Genomic DNA, 19,761 nt, shown 5'->3' on the forward strand with positions numbered 1-19,761 from the left:
TAATGAGGGCAAATTCTGAATAAAAGGAGTAAAACAAATGGGAAGAGACTCTTATAAGAAATACTGTATGCAGATTAAAGGAAGTAAAGTATCTTGTAAAGAAAATGAAGAGTGGATCACAATTAACCTAGACAATAATCCCAACTTATTGGCGGATAGTATTTATTTATTGAATAAATTATTAGATGAACAAGATGTACTACCTCGAAAGGATACGGAGGAGAAAAAGGAAATTTTAAAAACAAGTATATCAGAACGATTGGTAGGAGATCAGAAAAAAATTTTTTTAGATTGGCAAGAAGTCACCCAGGCAATCTCTGAAGGCAATCTTACAACACGACAAAAACTTATGGAGGTGTTCCATAAGAAAAGATTATTTTCTTTAGAAGAAAAGGCGAAAGTTTGTGTGCTGTTTCAAGAGTTGATAAACGATATCAAAGATAAAAAGGAAAAAAAGTTTAAAGAGCAATTTTATGCTAATTATTCATTAAATGATAACGAACTAAGTGAATCCATGGAAATTTATCATTATCTATATCCATTCGAGAATGAGAAAATAGCCAAATCAATGAACAATATCGAACAACTATTTATTGATTTGGTGTCTCCTTCCAGTAGTACAGACAAAAGACGTAAAATGTATGATGTAGTCAGAGCCACTTTGATTTTAAAACGGAAATTATCCTCGATACAATTGAAAAATGATTTACTCAAAAAAATGGTGGAACCTCAGGTTTTTTCCCATGAACAACCCGAGTTTGATACGTTTATGGAGATAATCGTTAACCCCTATCTTAAGAAAAATCCTGCCACAGATCCTGACTATAGTCGTTTTCCAATTGAAAACGAACAGGAACAAGTTGAATTATCCCTGACAAACGAGGTAGAACCATACTACTTATTAGCATTGAAAGAAGTCCGAAAAGGATTTAGAAAAGCATCAACAGAGCTATTCACACATATCTACTTACAGACAACGATTGAAGAGAAAAGAGATATCATTGATGGGTATGCAAAACAGTATTTAACTAAATTTGATTATTTGGATTTTATGTTCAGGATAAGACAACAACATATTCAGAAAAAATGGAATAAAAACAATTCTTTACAAGAAAATTTCCATCTACTCCTAGATGGAAAAAGCAGAACGGCTTACGAGGAACGAGCGTATTATTTAGCTTATCTTGAAGAGACGACATTACCAAAGTCTCTAAAAGATACTTTGAAATACCTTTTATTGAACGAGCTATTTTCTGGTGAATACAGACAAGTGATAGAGCTTGCTCCTGAGAAAAGACAATTGTTGCTGTTGGCAAAAGAAATAGATATAGAGACTGTATATGAATTTGAAGCAATCCAACAAGGCAAAAAAAAGGTGACGTACGCTTATTTCTTAGAGTTATATGAAAAAACCAATTCGAAAAAGGTTCAAGAAATTATCACAGAACAAGCCAAAAAATACTTAACTGAAAGTAAGTATGTTGAATTTGAAATTTATACCTATTTTCAAGAAGAATTTAGAAGAAAATCAGTTACACAACCGAATGTAGAAAAAGTATTCAGACGATTTATTGAGAGGGAAGACTTATCTGCTAATGACATTCGAGCTTTTTACTTGGCGTATATAGATGCACAAAAATTTCCGAATGATATCCAAGTAATTATTGAAGAACACTTAACTAAAGATTTAACGGATAAAGAAAAAAATGAAGTGATAACGCAATCTTTAGAAAAAAAACAATTGTTACTGTTGGGGAAATACTTAGGAAGCGACATTGGATTAGAACTTGAAGCAATCCAAAAAGGTAAAAAAAAGGGAACAGATGACTATTTTTTAGCGATATATAAAAAGAGTGACTCGATATTGGCTCGAGAAATGATTAAAGAGCAAGCTCAAAAATATTTGACTGAAAGTAATTATCTGGAATTTGACATAAAAATCCAACTCCAAGAGGAAAGTAGAAAAATGGACGTCACTTTACCGACAGTGGACTTTAAAGATGAAGCACTACGGTATTTTGTTGACCATGAAGTATTATCCAAAAATGAACTGATCATTTATTGTCTAGCCTATCTTGAATCTAAAGAAATACCCAGTGATTTAGAAACAATAATAAATTTAAAAAAAGCTGTCGTAACTCCAAGTCAAATCGATGTCGAAGATTTGGTTTTAGAAAAAAAAAAACTTTTATCAATAGCTAACAAAATAGATCCAAGTGTATATGAAAAATTAAGAGCTAATGCAGGAATATCAATCGGCGTCTTTACGGAGATGTATGAAAATGCGAAGTCTAATGAGCATCATCAGTTTATCAACAAACAAGCATCATTGTATTTAGATGCTGAAAAACATTTAGAATTTAAAAAACGCATTGCACTTTATGAATTAAGCAAGTCTGACGAACTAACCTTTGAAGTTGCTTTTTTTATTGGACTGCAACGTCATTATCAACAAAAAAAAGGGGAGAACCATCGAACGAAAGTCAGTCTTCAAGACATAGAAGAATTGAGGAAGCAAAACCTGTCTTTCCTAGCTAAGACGATGGTTTTAGATCAGAAATCTACCGAAGGAATAGAAAGCAAAAAAAACGATGAACCAAAAACTGTCAAGGAAGAATTAAAAGATTTCATTACTTTAATTTCTCGTTTTGATAGTAATGATTCATATACATTTATAGATAGTAATTTGAAAGATATATTCAGGTACGTCAGACATTATGCTCATCGGAGGAACCAAGTTTATTCTATACCACAATCAGTTAGAACGTTTAATAAATTGAAACATCTGAGGGTATTATTTATTGAAGAAAATAGAAGCAACTGGCTGTTCGTGTTAGATCTGAATGACAAGAAACAATCGAAGTATATCAAAATAATTAAACAATTCATTTTATTGCCTGAATGGCAATTTGTAGCTGAAATTGATCCTTTATTTATCGCTGTAAAGAAGAGAATAGAGAAAAAATTAGAACGATTTAGCCAAGAGGTGGAAGCAAGTCAACTGAAAACGGATGAAGAAATTTTAGCGATCGCAGAAAAAGACCCTAAAGTCAAAGAACTACTTACATACTATCAAAACATTGCTCCAGTAGTTCCGTTGAAAGATTTTGCAAAGGCGACGCCAACCGTCGTTGCTCATTTTAAAAATTCAGCACATCAACTTGCAAGAGAATACTTTGGAAAAGATGCGGAATTATCTCAACAAATTTATGAACTGGGAAAGCGAGACCTACCGTTTTGTGTAGATGTAATTAGGTATTTGCTATCAACTGACAATAATGAGAAAGCGAAAGGTATTCCGAAATCTTTTGATAAGGAAAGTCAAGAAAGAGCCGAATATATAATAGAAAATTATCATCAAAAGTTCATAAAGCCACAGCAAACTAAGCAATCGAAAAAAGTTCTACAAAAGGAAAGGAAAGAAAAGCAGATTGCAAATGACACCCAACTGAAAGAATTAGTAAGACATGGCGTTTATAATTATCAAATGGGTGATGGGAAAGAAATACATATAGGACAGGCTAATATTGGTTCTGTTTCGGGCAACACTCGATTACAGCAATTTATAAAAGAACTAGCTGAAAAGTTAGATACAAATATGCAAAGAGAAGCAGCGATTCAAACAGTAATGAAACCAAATTTAAGCTTGGAAGAAAGGAAAGAGTTTTATGCTTACCTAAAAAACGACCCGTTTCTTCCATTATTTTTACAGAAGGATAACTTATCAAAACTTGAATTAAAAGCTTATGTAGATGTTTGTCTTAAAAAAACAGACTTATCTTTTAAAGGGAAAATCTCTGGCAATTTGAGGGTTTTTTTAACGATAACTGAAAAAAAAGAATTAAATAAATTGATTACTGAAAAAGAAGTTATCCGTGCAGTTGCAGAAGAAATCAGTCATCAAACAGCTTTAGAATTGGAGCGAGTAGTAAACCAAAACAAACAAGAGATTGATCCACTCGTAACTGTTTATCGTCAAACAACCTTTACAGCGATTAAAGAGTTTGTCCTACAACAAGTTGATTCATCACTAACTGAAAAAAATCGCTCTGAATTTTATCAGAAAATTGGTTCTGCAGCTTCTATAAAGCATCTAGATCAGACTAATTTTGGGGAACACTTAACAAACAAAGAGGAATTAGGACAAGAAACTAAAATAGGCTTTCTTTCACTAATTAATGAAATGAAAGAAACATTAGAACAACAAAAAATCGCCTATTACTTTCCTGAAATAGTCGGAGAATTTAATTCTCATCAAGTAACGAGAGAAAGTTTGGAAAAATTAGGTATCCATTTTACAGACGATCAAATGAAAAATTGGGAAGCTACATATAAAAAAGGCCCGATAGTAACCGATAATATTCAAATATCCATACTTCAAACAATCGCAAAAGTAATTGAAAAACATATGGAACGAAAAGGAACTCTAATAGAAAATATCCCCACCGAAAAAGAAGAAAAAAATAGCATAAAAGAAAGACTGAAAAAAGAAATCGAACAATCAGTAGCTAAGATTAATAAGAATGACCCTAGGATCAGTATAGAAGAGCAGTTTATAAATCATCTTTCGACTCAGCCAATCTTCAACCATTTAGTAAGGAAAGAACCCAAAATAGGGGAAAAATTATTGAAAAAATGTCAGAACAGACTTCCTTTTATTTCGCTACCTTCTTCAAAAGAATTTCTTCAGATGATGAATAGAGAGTTCCTCAAAAAACATACCGGGATTAGACGTTTTGCATTAGAATATGCGAGAGAAAAAAGAGCACGATTGTTTGAAGAAAGAAAAATTTATAAGTTGTATCAAGAAAATCCATTCTGGTGTTGTGAAAATTTACGAGTGATCCTCGTCAATTATGCTGGGTTCAAGAAGAAAAATTTAACCCCAATATATAGACCTGAATTATACTCTTTTCAAGTGGATAGGAGTTTTAGTCAGCAGAGATTACTAAATAAAGCCAAAAAAATAACCGATTTTTATATAGATATCTCTTTAGATTTAAAAAAAGTATTACCTAAGGAACTTCAAAAAAAAGAATCAACGAATAAGGAAAGCCAAACTGAAGTATCATTTGAGTCAATAGTAAGCGACCAAGAGAAGTTAAATAATGATATGGCTTTAACAGAGGCGAGAGAAAAGAAGAGGTTATTTCCTGCCACAAATCATTTTGAACCGAAAAGTAATTTGGGACAAATGGAGCCGTTAGACAAAAAACTGCGTTTGACTCAGATAAAAGAATCAGCGAATAAGGAAAGTCAAACTGAAATATCATTAGAATCAATAGTGAGCAAGCATGAGAAGTTAAATAATGATATGGATGTAACAGAGACGAACGAAAAGAAGAGACTATATCCTTTTCTTGGTCAATCCGAATCAGAAAGTAATGTAGAGCAAATGAAGTCGCTAGAAAAAAAGCTGCGTATGACTCAGATAGAAAAAGCAAGCCAAGAAGGTTACAGCTCTAATGAGAGAAAAACGCATGAACAAGTTCAAAGACAAGCGAATCGCTGAGTTTTGTCATTGCTAGTAAATTAGTTGTTCCCTAAAAAACTAAGTATATTAATGAAGAACGGAGAAATGCAAATGGAAAGAGACTTTTATGAGAAAGAATATATGGAGATTAGAGGAAATGAAGTATCTTGTAAAGAAAATAAAGAGTGGATCACAATTAACCTATACAACAATCCCAACTTATTGGCGGATAGTGTTTATTTATTGAATAAATTATGGGATGAAAAAGATGTACTATATGGACATGTTTTTCAGAATAAAAAGGAAATTTTAGAAAAAAGTATATTGAAACGATTGCCAGAAAATCAAAAAAAAATATTTTTAGACTGGCAAGAGGTTACACAGTTAATCGCTAAGGCTGACTATGGAACAAGACAAAATTTTAGGGAGTTGTTCCTTAAAAAAAAATTATTTTCTTTAGAAGAAAAGGCAAATTTTTGTGTGGCTTTTCAAGAGTTGATAAACGATATCAAAGATAAAAAGGAAAAAAAGTTTAAAGAGCAATTTTATGCTAGTTATTCATTAGATGATAGCGAACTAAGTGAATCCACGGAAATTTATCATTATTTACATCCATTCGAGAATGAAAAAATAGTTAAATCAATGAATAATATCGAACAACTATTTATTGATTTGGTGTCTCCTTCTAGTAGTACAAAAAGAAAATGGGGGAATCAAATGGATGATGTAGTCCGAGCCAGTTTGATTTTAAACCGGAAATTATCCTCGACACAATTGAAAAATGATTTATTTAAAAGAATGGTGGAGCCCTATGTTTTTTCTGATAACCACCTCAACTTTAATACGTTTATGGAGACAACCGTTAACTCCTATCTTAAGGAACATCCCACCACAGATCCTGACTATAGTTATTTGCCAATTAAAAAAGAACAGGAACAAGTTGAATTATCTCTGACAAACGAGGTAGAACCATACTACTTATTAGCATTGAAAGAAATCCGAAAAGGATTTAGAAAAGCATCAACAGATCTATTCACACATATCTACTTACATACAACGATTGAAGAAAAACGATATATCATTGATGGCTATGCAAAACAGTATTTAACTACATTTGATTATTTGGATTTTATGCTCAGGACAAGACAACAACGACCTCAGGGAAAATGGAATGAAAATGATCGTTTACAAGAAAGTCTCCATCTACTCGTGGATGGAAAAAGCAGAAGGGCTTACGAGGAACGAGCGTATTATTTGGCTTATCTTGAAGAGACGACATTACCAAATTCTCTAAAAGATACTTTGAAATACCTCTTATTGAACGAGCTAACTTCTGCTGAAAAAGCACAAGCGTTAGAGCTTGTTCCTGAGAAAAGAAAATTGTTACTACTGACAAAAGAATTAGATAGAAAGACTGTATATGAACTTGAAGCAATCCAACAAGGCAAAAAACAGGTAACAGATGATTATTTTTTAGTGGCCTTAGCGGCGTATAAAAAGACCGATTCGAAAAAGCATCAAGAAAGAATCAAAGAACAAGCCAAAAAATACCTAACGGAAAGTAAGTATGTTGAATTTGAAATTCATACACAATTTCAAGATGAATTTAGAAAAAAATCAGTCACACAACCAAATGTAGATTTTCAAGAAAATGGACTAAGTCGTTTTCTTAAGAGGGAAGACTTATCTGCTAATGAAGTTCGGGCTTTTTACTTGGCGTATCTTGATGCACAAAAATTACCGAATAATATCCAAATAATTTTTGAAAAAGTTTTGATTAAAGATTTAACGGATAAAGAAAAAAAAGAAGTGATAACGCTATACTCAGAGAAAAGACAATTATTATTGCTGGCAAAATACTTAGAAAGCGATATTGTGTTCGAACTTGAAAAAATCCAACAAGGGAAAAAAAGGGGAACAGATGATTATTTCAGAGCGATATATAATAACAGTGATTCGATACTAGCTCGAGAAATGATTAAAGAACAAGCTCAAAAATATTTGACTGAAAGTAATTACCTAGCATTTGATATAAACAACCAACTCCAAGAGGAAAGTAGAAAAACGGACTTTACTTTACCGACTGTTGACTTTAAAGATGAAGTACTACGGTATTTTATTGACCATGAAGTATCATCAAAAAGTGAAATGATCATTTATTATCTAGCCTACCTTGAAGCTAAAGAAATACCAAGTGATTTAGAAACAATAAAAAACTTGAAAAAAAATGTCGCAACCCCAAACCAAATCGATATTGATGAATTGATTTTAGAAAAAAAACAACTTCTAACAATAGTTAACGAAATAGGCCCAAGCGCATATGAAAGATTAAGATATGACATAGGAGTATCAATCGGCTTCTTTACGGAGATGTATGAAAAAGTGAATTCAGTTGATACTCAGCAGTTCATCAAAAATCAAGCACAATTGTCTTTAGATGCTGAAAAAAATTTAGAATTTAAAAAACGTATTGCACTTTATGAACTAAGCAAATCTAGTAAATTAACCTTTGAAGTTGACTCTTTTATTCAAAGACAACGTCATTCTCAACAAAAAAATGGGGAGAACTATCGAACAAAAATCAGCCTTGAAGACATAGGAAGATTGAGAGAGCATAATCTGTCTTCTCTAGCTGAGAGGATGGTTTATGTCCAGAAGTCTACCGAAGAAATAGAAAGCAAAAAAAACGATGAACCAAAAAGTGTCAAGGAAGAATTACAAGTTTTTCTTGCTCTAATTTCTCGTTTTGATGATGATGATAAATATAGATATATGGACAGTCATTTTGAAAATATATATAGTTCAGTCAAAAAAAAATCTCATAATGGGAAACACATTTTATCTCTACCAAAAAAAAATAAGGCTTTAAATAAATTAAAGGATAAGTGGGTACTGTATGATGAAGAAAAGGGAAGGAACTGGCAGTCAGTATTAGAACTTAATAAACAGAAACAATCGAATATTACCGGTTTTATTAGCCGAATCATTTTATTACCTACATGGCAATCTGTAGCCGAAATTGAGCCTTTATTTATCGCTGTAAAGAAGAGAATAGAGAAAAGATTAAAACGTTTTAGCCAAGAGGTGGAAGCAAGTCAATCGAAAACGGATGAAGAAATTTTAGCGCTCGCAGAAAAAGACTATAGAGTCAAAAAACTATTTACATACTATCAAAAAATTGCTCCGGCAGTTCCGTTGAAAGATTTTGCAAAGACAACGCCAACCGTCGTTGCTCATTTTAAAAATTCAGCACATCAACTTGCAAGAGAAGATTTAGGGGAAGATACAGAGTTATCTGAACAAATTTATGAGCTAGGTAAGCAAGACCTCCCGTTTTGTGCAGATTTAATCCAATATTTGGCATCAACTGGTATCAATGAAAAAGCGAAAGATATTCTAATATCTCCTAATGAGGAAAGTCAAAGAAGAGCCAAACAAATAATAGAAATTTATAATCAAAAGCTCGACATGGCGCAGCAAAAAAATATTTTGGAAACTGAAAAGAAGCAGCAGCAGATTGAGAATGATAACCAACTGAAAGAATTAGTAAGGAATGGCGTTTATAACTATCAAAAGGATGGGAGTAAAGGAATACAGATAGGTCAGGCTAATTCTGATTCTTTTCCGAGCAAAAATCAATTACAGCAATTTATCAAAGAACTAGCTGAAAAATTAGACACCAATATGCAAAGAGAAGCAGCGATTCAAACAGTAATGAAACCAAATTTAAGTTTGGAGGAAAGGGAAGAGTTTTACGCTTACCTAAAAAAAGACCTATATCTTCCACTATTCTTAAAGAAGGAGAATTTATCAAAACTTGAATTAAAAGCTTATGTAGATGTTTGTCTCAAAAAAACAAACTTATCTTTTAAAGGGAAAATCTCTGGCAGTTTGAGGGATTATTTAACAGTAACTGAAAAAGAAAAGCTAAACAAATTGATTACTGAAAAAGAAGTTATCCGTGCAGTTGCAGAAGAAATCAATCTTCAAATAGCTTTAGAATTGGAGCGAGTAGTAAACCAAAACAAACAAGAGATTGATCCACTCGTAGCAGTTTATCGTCAAACGTCCTTTACACCAATTAAAGAGTTTGTCCTACAACATGTTGATTCATCATTGACTGATGAAAATCGCTCTGAATTTTATCAGAAAATTGATTCTGTAGCTCCTATAAATCAACTAGATCAGACTAAATGGAAGGCCCCCTCAACAAATAAAAATGTAAAACAAGAAAATGATAGATTCTTATTTTCATTGATGGATGAAATGAAAGAAACATTAGAGCAGCAAAAACTTGTTTATTACTTTCCAGAAATAGTTAAACAAATTTTGCCTCCTAAAATTAGGAATTTGGAGGAAATAGATAAAGAATATCAAATAACAAGAGAAAGATTAGAGGAAATAGGTATCCATTTTACATACGGGCAAATGCAAAAGTGGATAGACACTTTTGATGAAGGTCCTATAGTAAACGATAATAATCATATATCCATACTTAAAACAATTGCAAAAGTAATTGAAAAACATATGGAACGAAAAGGAATTCTAATAGAGAATATTCCAACCGACAAAGCGGAAAATAATATAGTAAAAGAAGAATTAATAGCAGCAATCGAACAATCAGTAGTCAAGATTAACAAGGATGACTCCGATAAAAGTGTAGAAGAAAAGTTTAGGGATCATCTTTCGAATTATCCAATTATTCTAAATTTAATAAAGGAACAACCTGAAATAGGGAAAAAATTACTGAAAAAATGTCAGGACAGACTTCCTTTTGTTTCGCTAACTTCTTCAAAAGAATTTCGTGAAATTGTCGATAATGAGTTCGCTATAAGAAATACTAACATTAGGAAGTTTGCACGAAAACATGCCCCGCAAGTAAGAAGTCAAATGACAGTAGAAAAACAAATCTATGATTTGTATCAAGAAAATCCAGCTTGGTGCTGTGAAAATTTACGAGCGATCCTCGTCGATTATGTTGGGTTCAAGAATATAAATTTAAACCCAATTTATAGACCTAAATTATACTCTTTTCAAGCGTGTGGTAATTTTGATCAATGGAGATTACGGGGTAAAGCACAAAAAATAATCAATTTTTATACAGGTATCGCTTCAAATTTAGAAAGAGTATTACCTAAAGAACTTCAAGAAAAAGAACCAGTGAATAAGGAAAGACAGACTGAAATATCATTAGAGTCAATAGTGACCAAGCATGAGAAGTTAAATAATGATATGGTTTTAACAGAGACGAACGAAAAGAAGAAGTTATTTCCTGCCACGGATTATTTTGAATCGAAAAGTAATTTAGGACAAATGAAGCTGCTAGAAAAAAAACTGCGTATGACTCAGATAAAAGAAAAAGCAAGCCAAGAAGGTCACAGCTCTAATGAAAGAAAACCGCATGAACAAGTTCAAAGACAAGCGAATCGCTAAGTTTGGTCAGTGCTAGTAAATTAGTTGTTCCCTTAAAATAATCGTGCTACACTGATTGTAAAGGAGGCGGTTTCAATGGCAGACACCTATAAAAATATATTAGTAGCAATTGATGGATCAGAAAAAGCAGAAAAAGCCTTTTCTGAAGCAGTTACAATTGCAAAAAGAAATCAGGCAAAGCTACACATTTTGTACGTAAACGAAGTAACGGGTAACTATTTCGGTGATTTTGCATTTGTTACAACGAACTTACAAGAGGAATTAGATGAAGTTGCAGAAAACCAAATGAAAGAGCATCGCAACTTAGCAATTGAAAAGGGACTAACAGATATCGAGACGTATATTTTGTATGGATATCCGAAAACATTGATTGCAAATTTCAATGAATCAAAGGAAAAAATTGATTTGATTGTTATGGGGGCTACAGGATTGAATGCCGTGGAACGTGTCTTAGTTGGGTCAACTACTTCTTATGTAGTCACACATGCACCGTGCAATGTGTTGGTAGTAAAATAACGTCACTCGCTAGTTAGTGAGATGATGCTAGAACTGAGTAGTACACTGAAGAAGCAAATAAAAAAGTAAGCCGAAGAAGCTGAGCATCATCTCGTTTATGTCAGTATTCTTCGGTTTTTTTATGCTGTATTTTGCTTATTTCATCTTTTTAACTAATTAGTAAGTGATTAGTTAAAAAGATCACTATTCTTAAGGAGATATCTTGAATATTACTAATTTGACAAAAGCTGCAATCAACAATTGTCCATCCACTACGATTTGATTCCTTAAAGTAAGAAGTGGTATAGTTGTGTAGAATAGGGAATGAGTTGGAAAAATAAAAAAGGGAATGAAGCGTATGAACGACCAATATGTACAAGTCATGACGATCGCGGGATCAGACAGTGATGGAAGTGCAGGAATGCAAGCAGATATGCATACTTTCTTTACCCGTGGCGTCTATGGTGTATCAGTTATGACGGCTTGTGTGGCAGGAAATTCTTATGGGATCGGAGCAAGTGTGACCTTACCAAGTGCGTTCATTGATAAAGAATTTTCTTTGATCGCTGAAGACTATCAAATAAGAGCGGCTAAAACAGGTATGCTAGCTGATGCAGAATTGATTGAAACAGTAGTTAAAAATTATCAACAGTATAACTTTGGTCCATTAGTGGTCGACCCAGTAATCGTGACGAAGCATGGAAATCTATTATTAGAAGAGGCTGCTTTAAGTAGTCTGAAAGAAAAACTAGTACCGTTAGCGACTGTCTTGACGCCGAATTTCTATGAAGCAGAGAAATTAACTGGACGAACCTTAACGACAGATGAAGATTATGTTCAGGCCGCTGTTGACTTACAAGCAATGGGTGCCAAAAATGTGATGATCAAAGGATTTCATACGAAAGAAAGTAATCAAGAAGAAGTAAGAGATTATGTGTTGCTGGAATCTGGACGATCATTTTGGTTAAGTGCAGTCTTTTATCCGACAGATCGAATCAACGGTACAGGAGACACATTGTCGGCTTGCATCGCTGCAGAATTAGCGAAGGGAAAAACAGTAGAAGAAGCAATCCGAACGGCAAAAGACTACGTCAATATTGCAATTGGTGAAGAAATCATTGTCGGTCACAAGTATGGTCCCATCAATCACTGGGCAGCAGAAAAGCAACTCTCAGCAAAAAACTGTTCTTCAAAAAAGAATCAATAGCTATCTAAAAGAATCGTTTTTTTTGCTTTTGTAATTTTTCAAAATAGTATAAGTAAATCATATAAATAGCTGGTTAAAGTAACCGAGAAAGACAGAGGAGGATCATTCATTGATGATCACTCCACTGTCTTTCGTTTGTTTTATTCAAAAAAAATAAGTTCATAGAGTATGAAAGTAAACGATCCATGTTCTCTTTTACTCGCTTGTTCTCAATGCGTATGCATCTAATAATATACGCGCTAATATCGACAATGGGAGTCTGGATCTTACTTCGTAATCAGGAAAAAATGAACCCTCTGATTTAAACCCAACAAAAGCGATTTCAATAAATTGCATCATATTGTGAAAGAAGGCAACGAAGCTGCAGTAGATTGGTTTCAAACCATTGGAAAAGAAAAGTTACATTCGTTAAACAACGTATTAGAGCAAACTGCTTCTTCCATATTCAATAAAATTCAATAAATCTTCATTTCATAATTTTTATACTGAAAGAAAAGTATCTATATTTGAGAAGGAAGTCGAAGAGCCAAAAGTAGTTTAACTTTGGGGCTCTTCGGCTTATTTTGTTTCATGAATGACCTAGTCTCAGCTAGTTTAGTTTAACTAGTTAAAAAAAATTCAAAAACCTCAAAAAACTCTCATTGAAAATTGTATGGCATACATTTATTACGTTGCTGGGAAAAGAGGAAGCGTGTATGATTCTGGTTTGAAAAGATATAGACCTATTTTTTGTTTTTGAGTGTTCTAACTAGTCAAGAACGAAAAATCGATCCTATCTGTCATTTAATAACTATTTAAAAAGGGGAGATGCAAAATACATGTGAAGACATTTCAAAAGATTGTTTTGTATGTTTTGATTTTTTTATCGGTCCAATTATCCGTTTTAAATGATGAAGTATTTGCTTCAAGTGAAAAAAGTCAGGTGGGGATCACCTTTAAAGGGGAGCTTCCGAAAGACCCAAGTACTCTATTTTCTGCATCTGAAAAAAATCAGGTAACAAAAAAAGAAGAAAAAACACGATTTCCACAGACAAATGACCGATCCTCGTTCTTTTTAGAATGGCTGGGTTTTCTTACTTTAGTGATAGGTCTATGGCAACTGTTCAGGAAAAGAAAGAAGGAACAACAGTGAAAAAAATAATCTTAACGACTGTATTACTCAGTACAAGTTTTTTAATGGGGGCTTTAACCGTACATGCCGATGATTTAAGTGGAAAAAGTACAGCAAAAATCGGCTTGACGAAACAAGATCCTGATCATCCAGTAGGGCCGATTGACCCTCTTGATCCAGATGATAACCCATCATCGAATCAACCTACTGGTAACACAGGTGATTTGCGTATTGACTATATCTCAAATATTGATTTTGGGACTCAAATGATTTCTGGGAAGACAGAGACTTACCAAGCAACAGCACCAGCTAACATGGTCGAAGCTCAAATCTCAGATTTACGAGGAACAGGGGCTGGTTGGAATCTGCAAGTAAGCTATGATCCAGCACAATCTGGTTTTTCTTCAGCTGATCAAACATTAAAAGGGGCAGAACTCACGCTACCAGTTGGGCAAACTAAAACTGTCGCAGATAGTCAATCCGCTGCGCCTGCTACAAATGAAATCACCGTCAATGATGATGCCCAAAATATCATGTCAGCAGTGAAAGATACTGGTCTGGGTACTTGGGCAGATGAAATGACAACGTCTCAAGTGAAGTTAAAAGTTCCTTCAGGGAATTTGGCAGGAGCCTACACGGCCACTTTAGTTTGGACATTAACTGATGCACCAGCATAGTTTTAATTAAAGGAGAAATGGAATAACAATGAAAAAACAAGTACTTTATACGCTAGCAACGGCCTCATTATTTTCTACTATTTTATTATCTACGATGGTGAAAGCAGACGAAACGATTGATGATTCAACTACTTCTACTGCAAAGATCACTTTTGATGGAACCAATACCGATCCGGTCACACCAGTCAATCCTAACGATCCGGATACGCCAGTTGATCCAAATAATCCGATTGATCCAGATGATCCAGATAACCATGGAACAGGAGACAATGGTCCATTATCGATCGATTATGTTTCGAATATTACATTTGGTACCAAAGATATTGCTACGACTGGACAAGTATATCATGCAGTCAATGCTTCCCCTTATGTCCAAGTAACGGATAAGCGTGGTGTAGAAGGTGGTTGGGTTTTGACAGCCTCAGCCTCAAAATTTACAGCTAGTGACAACTCAGAATTAAAAGGAGCCATTCTTTCATTTAACAATGGTGAAGCAGCTACTAATTCAGATAATATCAGTAAAAAACCAGTGACGAATGATGTCGTTTTTGCCAATACAGAAGCACAAACGGTCATGACAGCAGATAGTTTAGCTGGAGAAGGCACTTGGGTAGATGTCTTTAATGGAACACAAGGAGACAATGCAAATGTGCAGTTAGCGGTTCCTTCAGGATCGGCACAAGCAAAAGAATATACGGCTACGATTACCTGGACATTGACGGCAGGCCCAACGGAATAGAAAGAGGAGTAAGATGAATAAACTACGAGCATTGATTGTTTTGGTTCTTGGATTATGGGTGACTATGTCGCCAATGTCCGTCTATGCTGATTCAAATGAATCAGCATATAGCGTTAGCGCGGATATTCCAGATTTCCAAGTTGACAAGAATCTTTCGTATTTTGATTTACACCTTCAGCCCAATCAACAAAAAACAATTAAGATCCATCTAGCGAATACTGGGAAAGAAACAGCTGCTTTTCTTGTGAACGTGAATAATGCTGCAACCAATAGCAATGGTGTGATCGATTATGGAAAAAATGAATTTAAAAAAGATCCGTCAGCCAAATACGAGTTGAATCAACTAGTAAAACCCAAAACACAAGAAGTAGAATTACCTGCGGGAAAAGCTGAGGATGTTCAATTCCAGATCACCATGCCAAAAACTGCTTTTAAGGGGATCGTTCTTGGCGGGATTCACGTTAGTAAGAAGGATGACATTAGCCAAAAAGCAAAAGGAACGGCGATCCGTAATAAATATGCCTATGTCATTGGCGTTAAATTACAAAATAGTTTGGTTAAAGTGACTCCTGACTTAAAATTAAAAAAAGTCAACGTAGGATTACAAAACTCGTATACGACAATCTTTGCAAATATCCAAAATCCGACAGCTACGATCATTAGTAAGGTGGCATTTGATGCTAAAGTGACGAAAAAAGACAGTAATGAGATACTGTATGAAACGAAAAAGGAGAATTTGTCGATCGCACCCAATACAAATTTTGATTTTCCGATCGGTTTGAACAAAGACAAAATCGCTGCAGGTAACTATACAGTGACCATTGATGCAAAAGAGCAAGGAACCACTCATCGCTGGCATATGACCTCTGATTTGACAATTAAAGCTGATAAAGCAAATAAACTAAATCATGATGCTGTGACAAATGAAAAGGGAATCCCTTATTTATCCCTCATTATCGGAATTGGACTATTTCTTGTGCTGATCATTTTATTTTTAAGTTGGAAATTACTGAAAGCAAAAAGGTAGGTGAGCTAGTCAAATGGATGCAAAAAAACAATTAAGACAAGAGCTCTTTATCTTTTTATTCTTTTTTTGTTTTTTGATCACTCTTTTCTTTTCTACTACTTCGGTGTTAGCGGATGTTACTTATCCAGAAAAGACGGAAGGACTCATTTTTGATGGGCATGTAAAAGCAACCATTTCTTATACAAAAGATCATGCACCTAATTACACAGCTATAGGCGATAAAATTACTGTCACGACGACTTTAGAAAAACAGGACGAAGGAATTCTGCCAGATGTGTACAAGCAGTCTTCTGTCGTGATTTTATATCCCGAAGAAACTCAAGGGCTAAAATTATTCGGGGATCCAGCCTTTACTTATCAGCCAATGAATGGGGAAAATCAAACAGGTGCCTTTATTGATAGCAATACACAGTTGCAATCAACGATGTTGTGGTATTTTAATACGAATGTAAAAATATTATATTCAGACGATATCACATATAACGGTAGGATGACCCAAATCTCTGACTCAGGTTTTACAGATGGAAACTATGACGATCAATATTCCTTACAAAAATTATTGCTTCATCAAGGGGATAAAGTGTCATTATCTTACCAAGCGGAGATCACAAAAGAAGCACTAACGAAAAGTAAATTTACTTTTCATACAGCTATTTTCGATAGTCAGACAGCTACGATTGACTGGGATAATTTCCTAACAGTATCAGCGCCAAAGATTCAAGAACTAGGCCTTTCTTTTGATGAAGCAACAAAAAATAAGCAAATCACTGTTTCAGATGAGCAGTCCTACCAAACAACATTGACAGGAAATTGGGTGGGCGATCAAAGCAATCTTTCTCCTGACTTGACGATCAATGGGCAAACGATCCCAGTATCAGTAACAGATTTTAAGGAAGACGGGACGTTTTCAATTCCTGTTGATTTGAAAAATCATGGGAAATTAGGAGATAATGCAGTTCATCTTAAGATCACTAACGGCACGCAAGTAGCTGAAGATGATGCAGTGCTATCACTTGTTCAAGCAGACACACCACCAGAGGTCAAACTATTAGAACCCACAAGTGAAGTCACGGTTTCACCGACCGATCAGTCACTAGTGATCAAAGGTCAATGGAAAGATAAAGAAAGTGAGAGTATCCGTCTTTTCTATCAATTAAATGGTACGGAAAATGTTTTAGTAGATTCTATTAGTAATGAAAAGAAAGATACGTGGACAGATTTTTGTCAAAAACTCCCACTAGATCAGCTCCAATTAGGAGAAAACCACGTAGAAATTTATGGAAAAGATGCGGAAGGACAGGTTTCTGAAAAGGAGAAATTGATTATCCAATTGGTTCAAGGAACGATTTCATTTAAACAGATTGATCCAGAGATGTTATTTCAAGATTTAGTGATCACAGGGCAAACGAGCCAATCAACGACACAAAAAGCAGTGAATGTGATAGTAGAGGATACAACAGGCAAGCCAAAGGATTGGGATTTAACCGTTAAACAAGTTCAACCGTTTAGTAATGGAGATCAAAAGTTAGCGGCTCAGTTAGCCTATCAAAATGACTCGGTCCGTTCAGTGATTTCAACGACACCTGTCAATCTTTCATTAAGACAGATCAATGATAGGGAGTATTCTTTACCTCAAGACCAAGATCATCAATTCCAACTAACAGTTGCTCCAGGAGGGAAAAGTGGGGTATATCAATCTGAATTAGAATGGACTATCGTAAAAGCTCCTGGATAGAGTTATTTTTTGATAAGAGACTTACTTCATTTTTCCGCTAGCAATTTTCGACGTTTCCTAATAAGCAATAGTTAAACATAAAGAAATAAGCCGAGAAATCCAGAAACAAAAAATGTTTCTGAAGCTCTTGGCTTTTTTTGTGGCTCAAGGAAAAAACACTAGTTTTTCATGTTTTGTAAGTCTTTCCTGCGTATGATTTATAAGATAGGTGAAAACAAACGAGAAATTTGTTGTTTGAATAACAACCAGCCAGACATTTCTTTGACTGTTTCCGTGGTCATCGGTGTACACTGTTTTTCATCTTGTAAAAATTGATCTGCTAACTGGGTTAAAAAGGCTGGATCATAAATGACAGCACTGGTTTCGAAGTTCAACCGATAACTTCGAACATCTTGATTGGCAGAGCCGACCATACAAATTTCATCATCCATGATCAATGTTTTCGCATGTAAAAAACCATTCTCATAAACCAAGATTTGAACGTTTTCTTTGATCAATTGACGTGCATAATATTGGGTTGCTCGGTAAATAAACGGATGATCAGGTTTATTAGGAATCATGATCTTGACTTCTACGCCAGAAGAAGCGGCAATTTTTAAGGCAGCGATCACACTTTCATCTGGAACCAGGTAAGGTGTTTGAATCCATACCCGTTTTTTAGCAGCTGTGATCAATTTAATAAAGGATAATTTAATTTGTTCACGTTCGTTGTTAGGACCGCTTGATACTAGTTGAATCGAAGTATTTTCATGCTTGTCGTCTTTCCCAAGTTCTTTTTGAAAAAAGTAATCAAGATGATAGGCAACCTTCTTTTGTTCGGGTACTGAAACATTCCAATCCGTTAGAAAACGTAGCTGTAATAATGAAGCAGCAGCGCCATAGATTCGAATATGAGTATCACGCCAATAACCAAACTTTTTGGTTGGATTGACATATTGATTGGCGATGTTAAAGCCACCGGTATAGCCGATTTTACCATCGATCACGACGATTTTACGATGGTCGTGATAATTTAAGCGGAATCGAAGTAATGCTCTTTGTGACGTGACGAATGTATGGACGTGACCACCATTTTGGATCAAACGGTTAAAGTCTTTCGGTTTAGTGCCGTGTGAGCCAAACGCATCATATAATAAGCGGACTTCAACCCCTTCAGCAGCTTTTTCTTCAAGTAATGTCAAGATTTGTTGTCCGATGTTGTCCGTGACGAATGCATAATATTCGATATGAATTGAATGCTTTGCCTGCCGAATATCACTTAATAGAGAAGTTAATTTTTGTTGACCATCTGTTAATAAAGTGACGGAATTACGTCGGGTTAATGGCATACGATTTAAAGAAGAGAAGAAGTCAACGAATTGTTGATGCTCTTCATTATCCATGACGGGATCATAGTGATCGATCGTATCTCCTTTGAAATCTTGAAAATTTTCTAGTTCTTTCAAGTCGCTTTGTCTCAAATAAAATTTTTTCTTATCAGTCAATCCGCGACCGAAGAAGAGATATAGGATAAATCCAAGACCTGGAAGAGCAAATAGTACGAGCAACCACGCCCAGATTGCAGCTACGTCACGAGGTTTGATTAAAATAGTTACTAAAGCAATTAGTGCATTGATGAAATAAAGGATCGTGAGAATAGTGATAACCAAAATAGCTTCCTCCTTATTTAGAATAACAAACAGTATTATATCATGAGAATCCTTAGAATCCTAAATTTGAAGTTGCAGAGATTATAAAGTGGTTTGAAAAAATAAAGAACCACAAGGCAAAGTGGTTGCAATTTTCTATTCATTCATGTAGGATAAGAATATAGTTGAATATCTCCTTAGGGGAGTAACCGACAACGTTTGTTGTGATAATATCA

The 19,761-nt window shown here is 34.5% G+C and carries 10 protein-coding genes and 1 pseudogene; 9 read left to right on the top strand and 2 right to left on the bottom strand.

The genetic code is table 11. The features are described 5' to 3' along the window. Positions 1 to 37 precede the first annotated feature (37 nt). The 4 genes from IGJ11_RS04585 to thiD all read left to right on the top strand — a co-directional run bounded on the left by IGJ11_RS04585 (position 38) and on the right by thiD (position 12,608). Positions 38 to 5,512 carry a hypothetical protein gene (locus tag IGJ11_RS04585; RefSeq protein WP_251849635.1) on the top strand — a complete coding sequence of 1,825 codons (5,475 nt, stop codon included), beginning with the start codon at positions 38 to 40 and terminating at the stop codon, positions 5,510 to 5,512. Positions 5,513 to 5,584: 72 nt separating this feature from the next. After that, a complete protein-coding gene (locus IGJ11_RS04590; RefSeq protein ID WP_251849633.1) occupies positions 5,585 to 10,906 on the top strand; it encodes a hypothetical protein in 5,322 nt (1,773 codons plus the stop codon). 75 nt (positions 10,907 to 10,981) lie between these two features. After that, positions 10,982 to 11,422 carry a universal stress protein gene (locus tag IGJ11_RS04595; RefSeq protein ID WP_010719609.1) on the top strand — a complete coding sequence of 147 codons (441 nt, stop codon included), beginning with the start codon at positions 10,982 to 10,984 and terminating at the stop codon, positions 11,420 to 11,422. 337 nt (positions 11,423 to 11,759) lie between these two features. Next, positions 11,760 to 12,608, top strand: coding sequence for a bifunctional hydroxymethylpyrimidine kinase/phosphomethylpyrimidine kinase (gene thiD / locus IGJ11_RS04600; RefSeq protein WP_010737316.1), 849 nt, complete (start codon positions 11,760 to 11,762; stop codon positions 12,606 to 12,608). 195 nt (positions 12,609 to 12,803) lie between these two features. On the opposite strand, the pseudogene IGJ11_RS04605 reads toward thiD, so the two are convergent. Next, a pseudogene (locus IGJ11_RS04605) lies at positions 12,804 to 12,950 on the bottom strand (MurR/RpiR family transcriptional regulator); the annotation flags it as partial. Positions 12,951 to 13,428: 478 nt separating this feature from the next. Here IGJ11_RS04605 and IGJ11_RS04610 point away from each other — a divergent pair. Genes IGJ11_RS04610 through IGJ11_RS04630 form a run of 5 tightly spaced genes read left to right on the top strand, consistent with a single transcriptional unit; the run spans position 13,429 to position 17,897 of the window. Continuing rightward, positions 13,429 to 13,740, top strand: a complete 312-nt coding sequence (locus IGJ11_RS04610; protein ID WP_010737322.1) for an LPXTG cell wall anchor domain-containing protein — start codon at positions 13,429 to 13,431, stop codon at positions 13,738 to 13,740. After that, a complete protein-coding gene (locus IGJ11_RS04615) occupies positions 13,737 to 14,396 on the top strand; it encodes a WxL domain-containing protein (protein WP_063626886.1) in 660 nt (219 codons plus the stop codon). The genes IGJ11_RS04610 and IGJ11_RS04615 overlap by 4 nt, the downstream gene beginning before the upstream one ends. Before the next feature lie 28 nt (positions 14,397 to 14,424). Next, complete coding sequence (locus IGJ11_RS04620) at positions 14,425 to 15,135, top strand: WxL domain-containing protein (protein WP_207432469.1); 711 nt, start codon at positions 14,425 to 14,427, stop codon at positions 15,133 to 15,135. A 13-nt stretch (positions 15,136 to 15,148) separates the two neighbouring features. Then, complete coding sequence (locus IGJ11_RS04625; RefSeq protein WP_063626888.1) at positions 15,149 to 16,162, top strand: DUF916 and DUF3324 domain-containing protein; 1,014 nt, start codon at positions 15,149 to 15,151, stop codon at positions 16,160 to 16,162. A 13-nt stretch (positions 16,163 to 16,175) separates the two neighbouring features. Then, positions 16,176 to 17,897 (top strand): hypothetical protein, encoded by a 1,722-nt coding sequence (locus tag IGJ11_RS04630; RefSeq protein WP_207432467.1) that lies wholly within the window; start codon positions 16,176 to 16,178, stop codon positions 17,895 to 17,897. 197 nt (positions 17,898 to 18,094) lie between these two features. On the opposite strand, the gene cls is transcribed toward IGJ11_RS04630, so the two are convergent. Next, entirely contained in the window at positions 18,095 to 19,546 is a 1,452-nt protein-coding gene (gene cls, locus IGJ11_RS04635) for a cardiolipin synthase (RefSeq protein WP_010737327.1), read from the bottom strand. Positions 19,547 to 19,761: the final 215 nt, after the last annotated feature.

It is taken from the genome of Enterococcus sp. DIV0691, from assembly GCF_051711145.1.
GTDB lineage: Bacteria > Bacillota > Bacilli > Lactobacillales > Enterococcaceae > Enterococcus_B > Enterococcus_B hirae.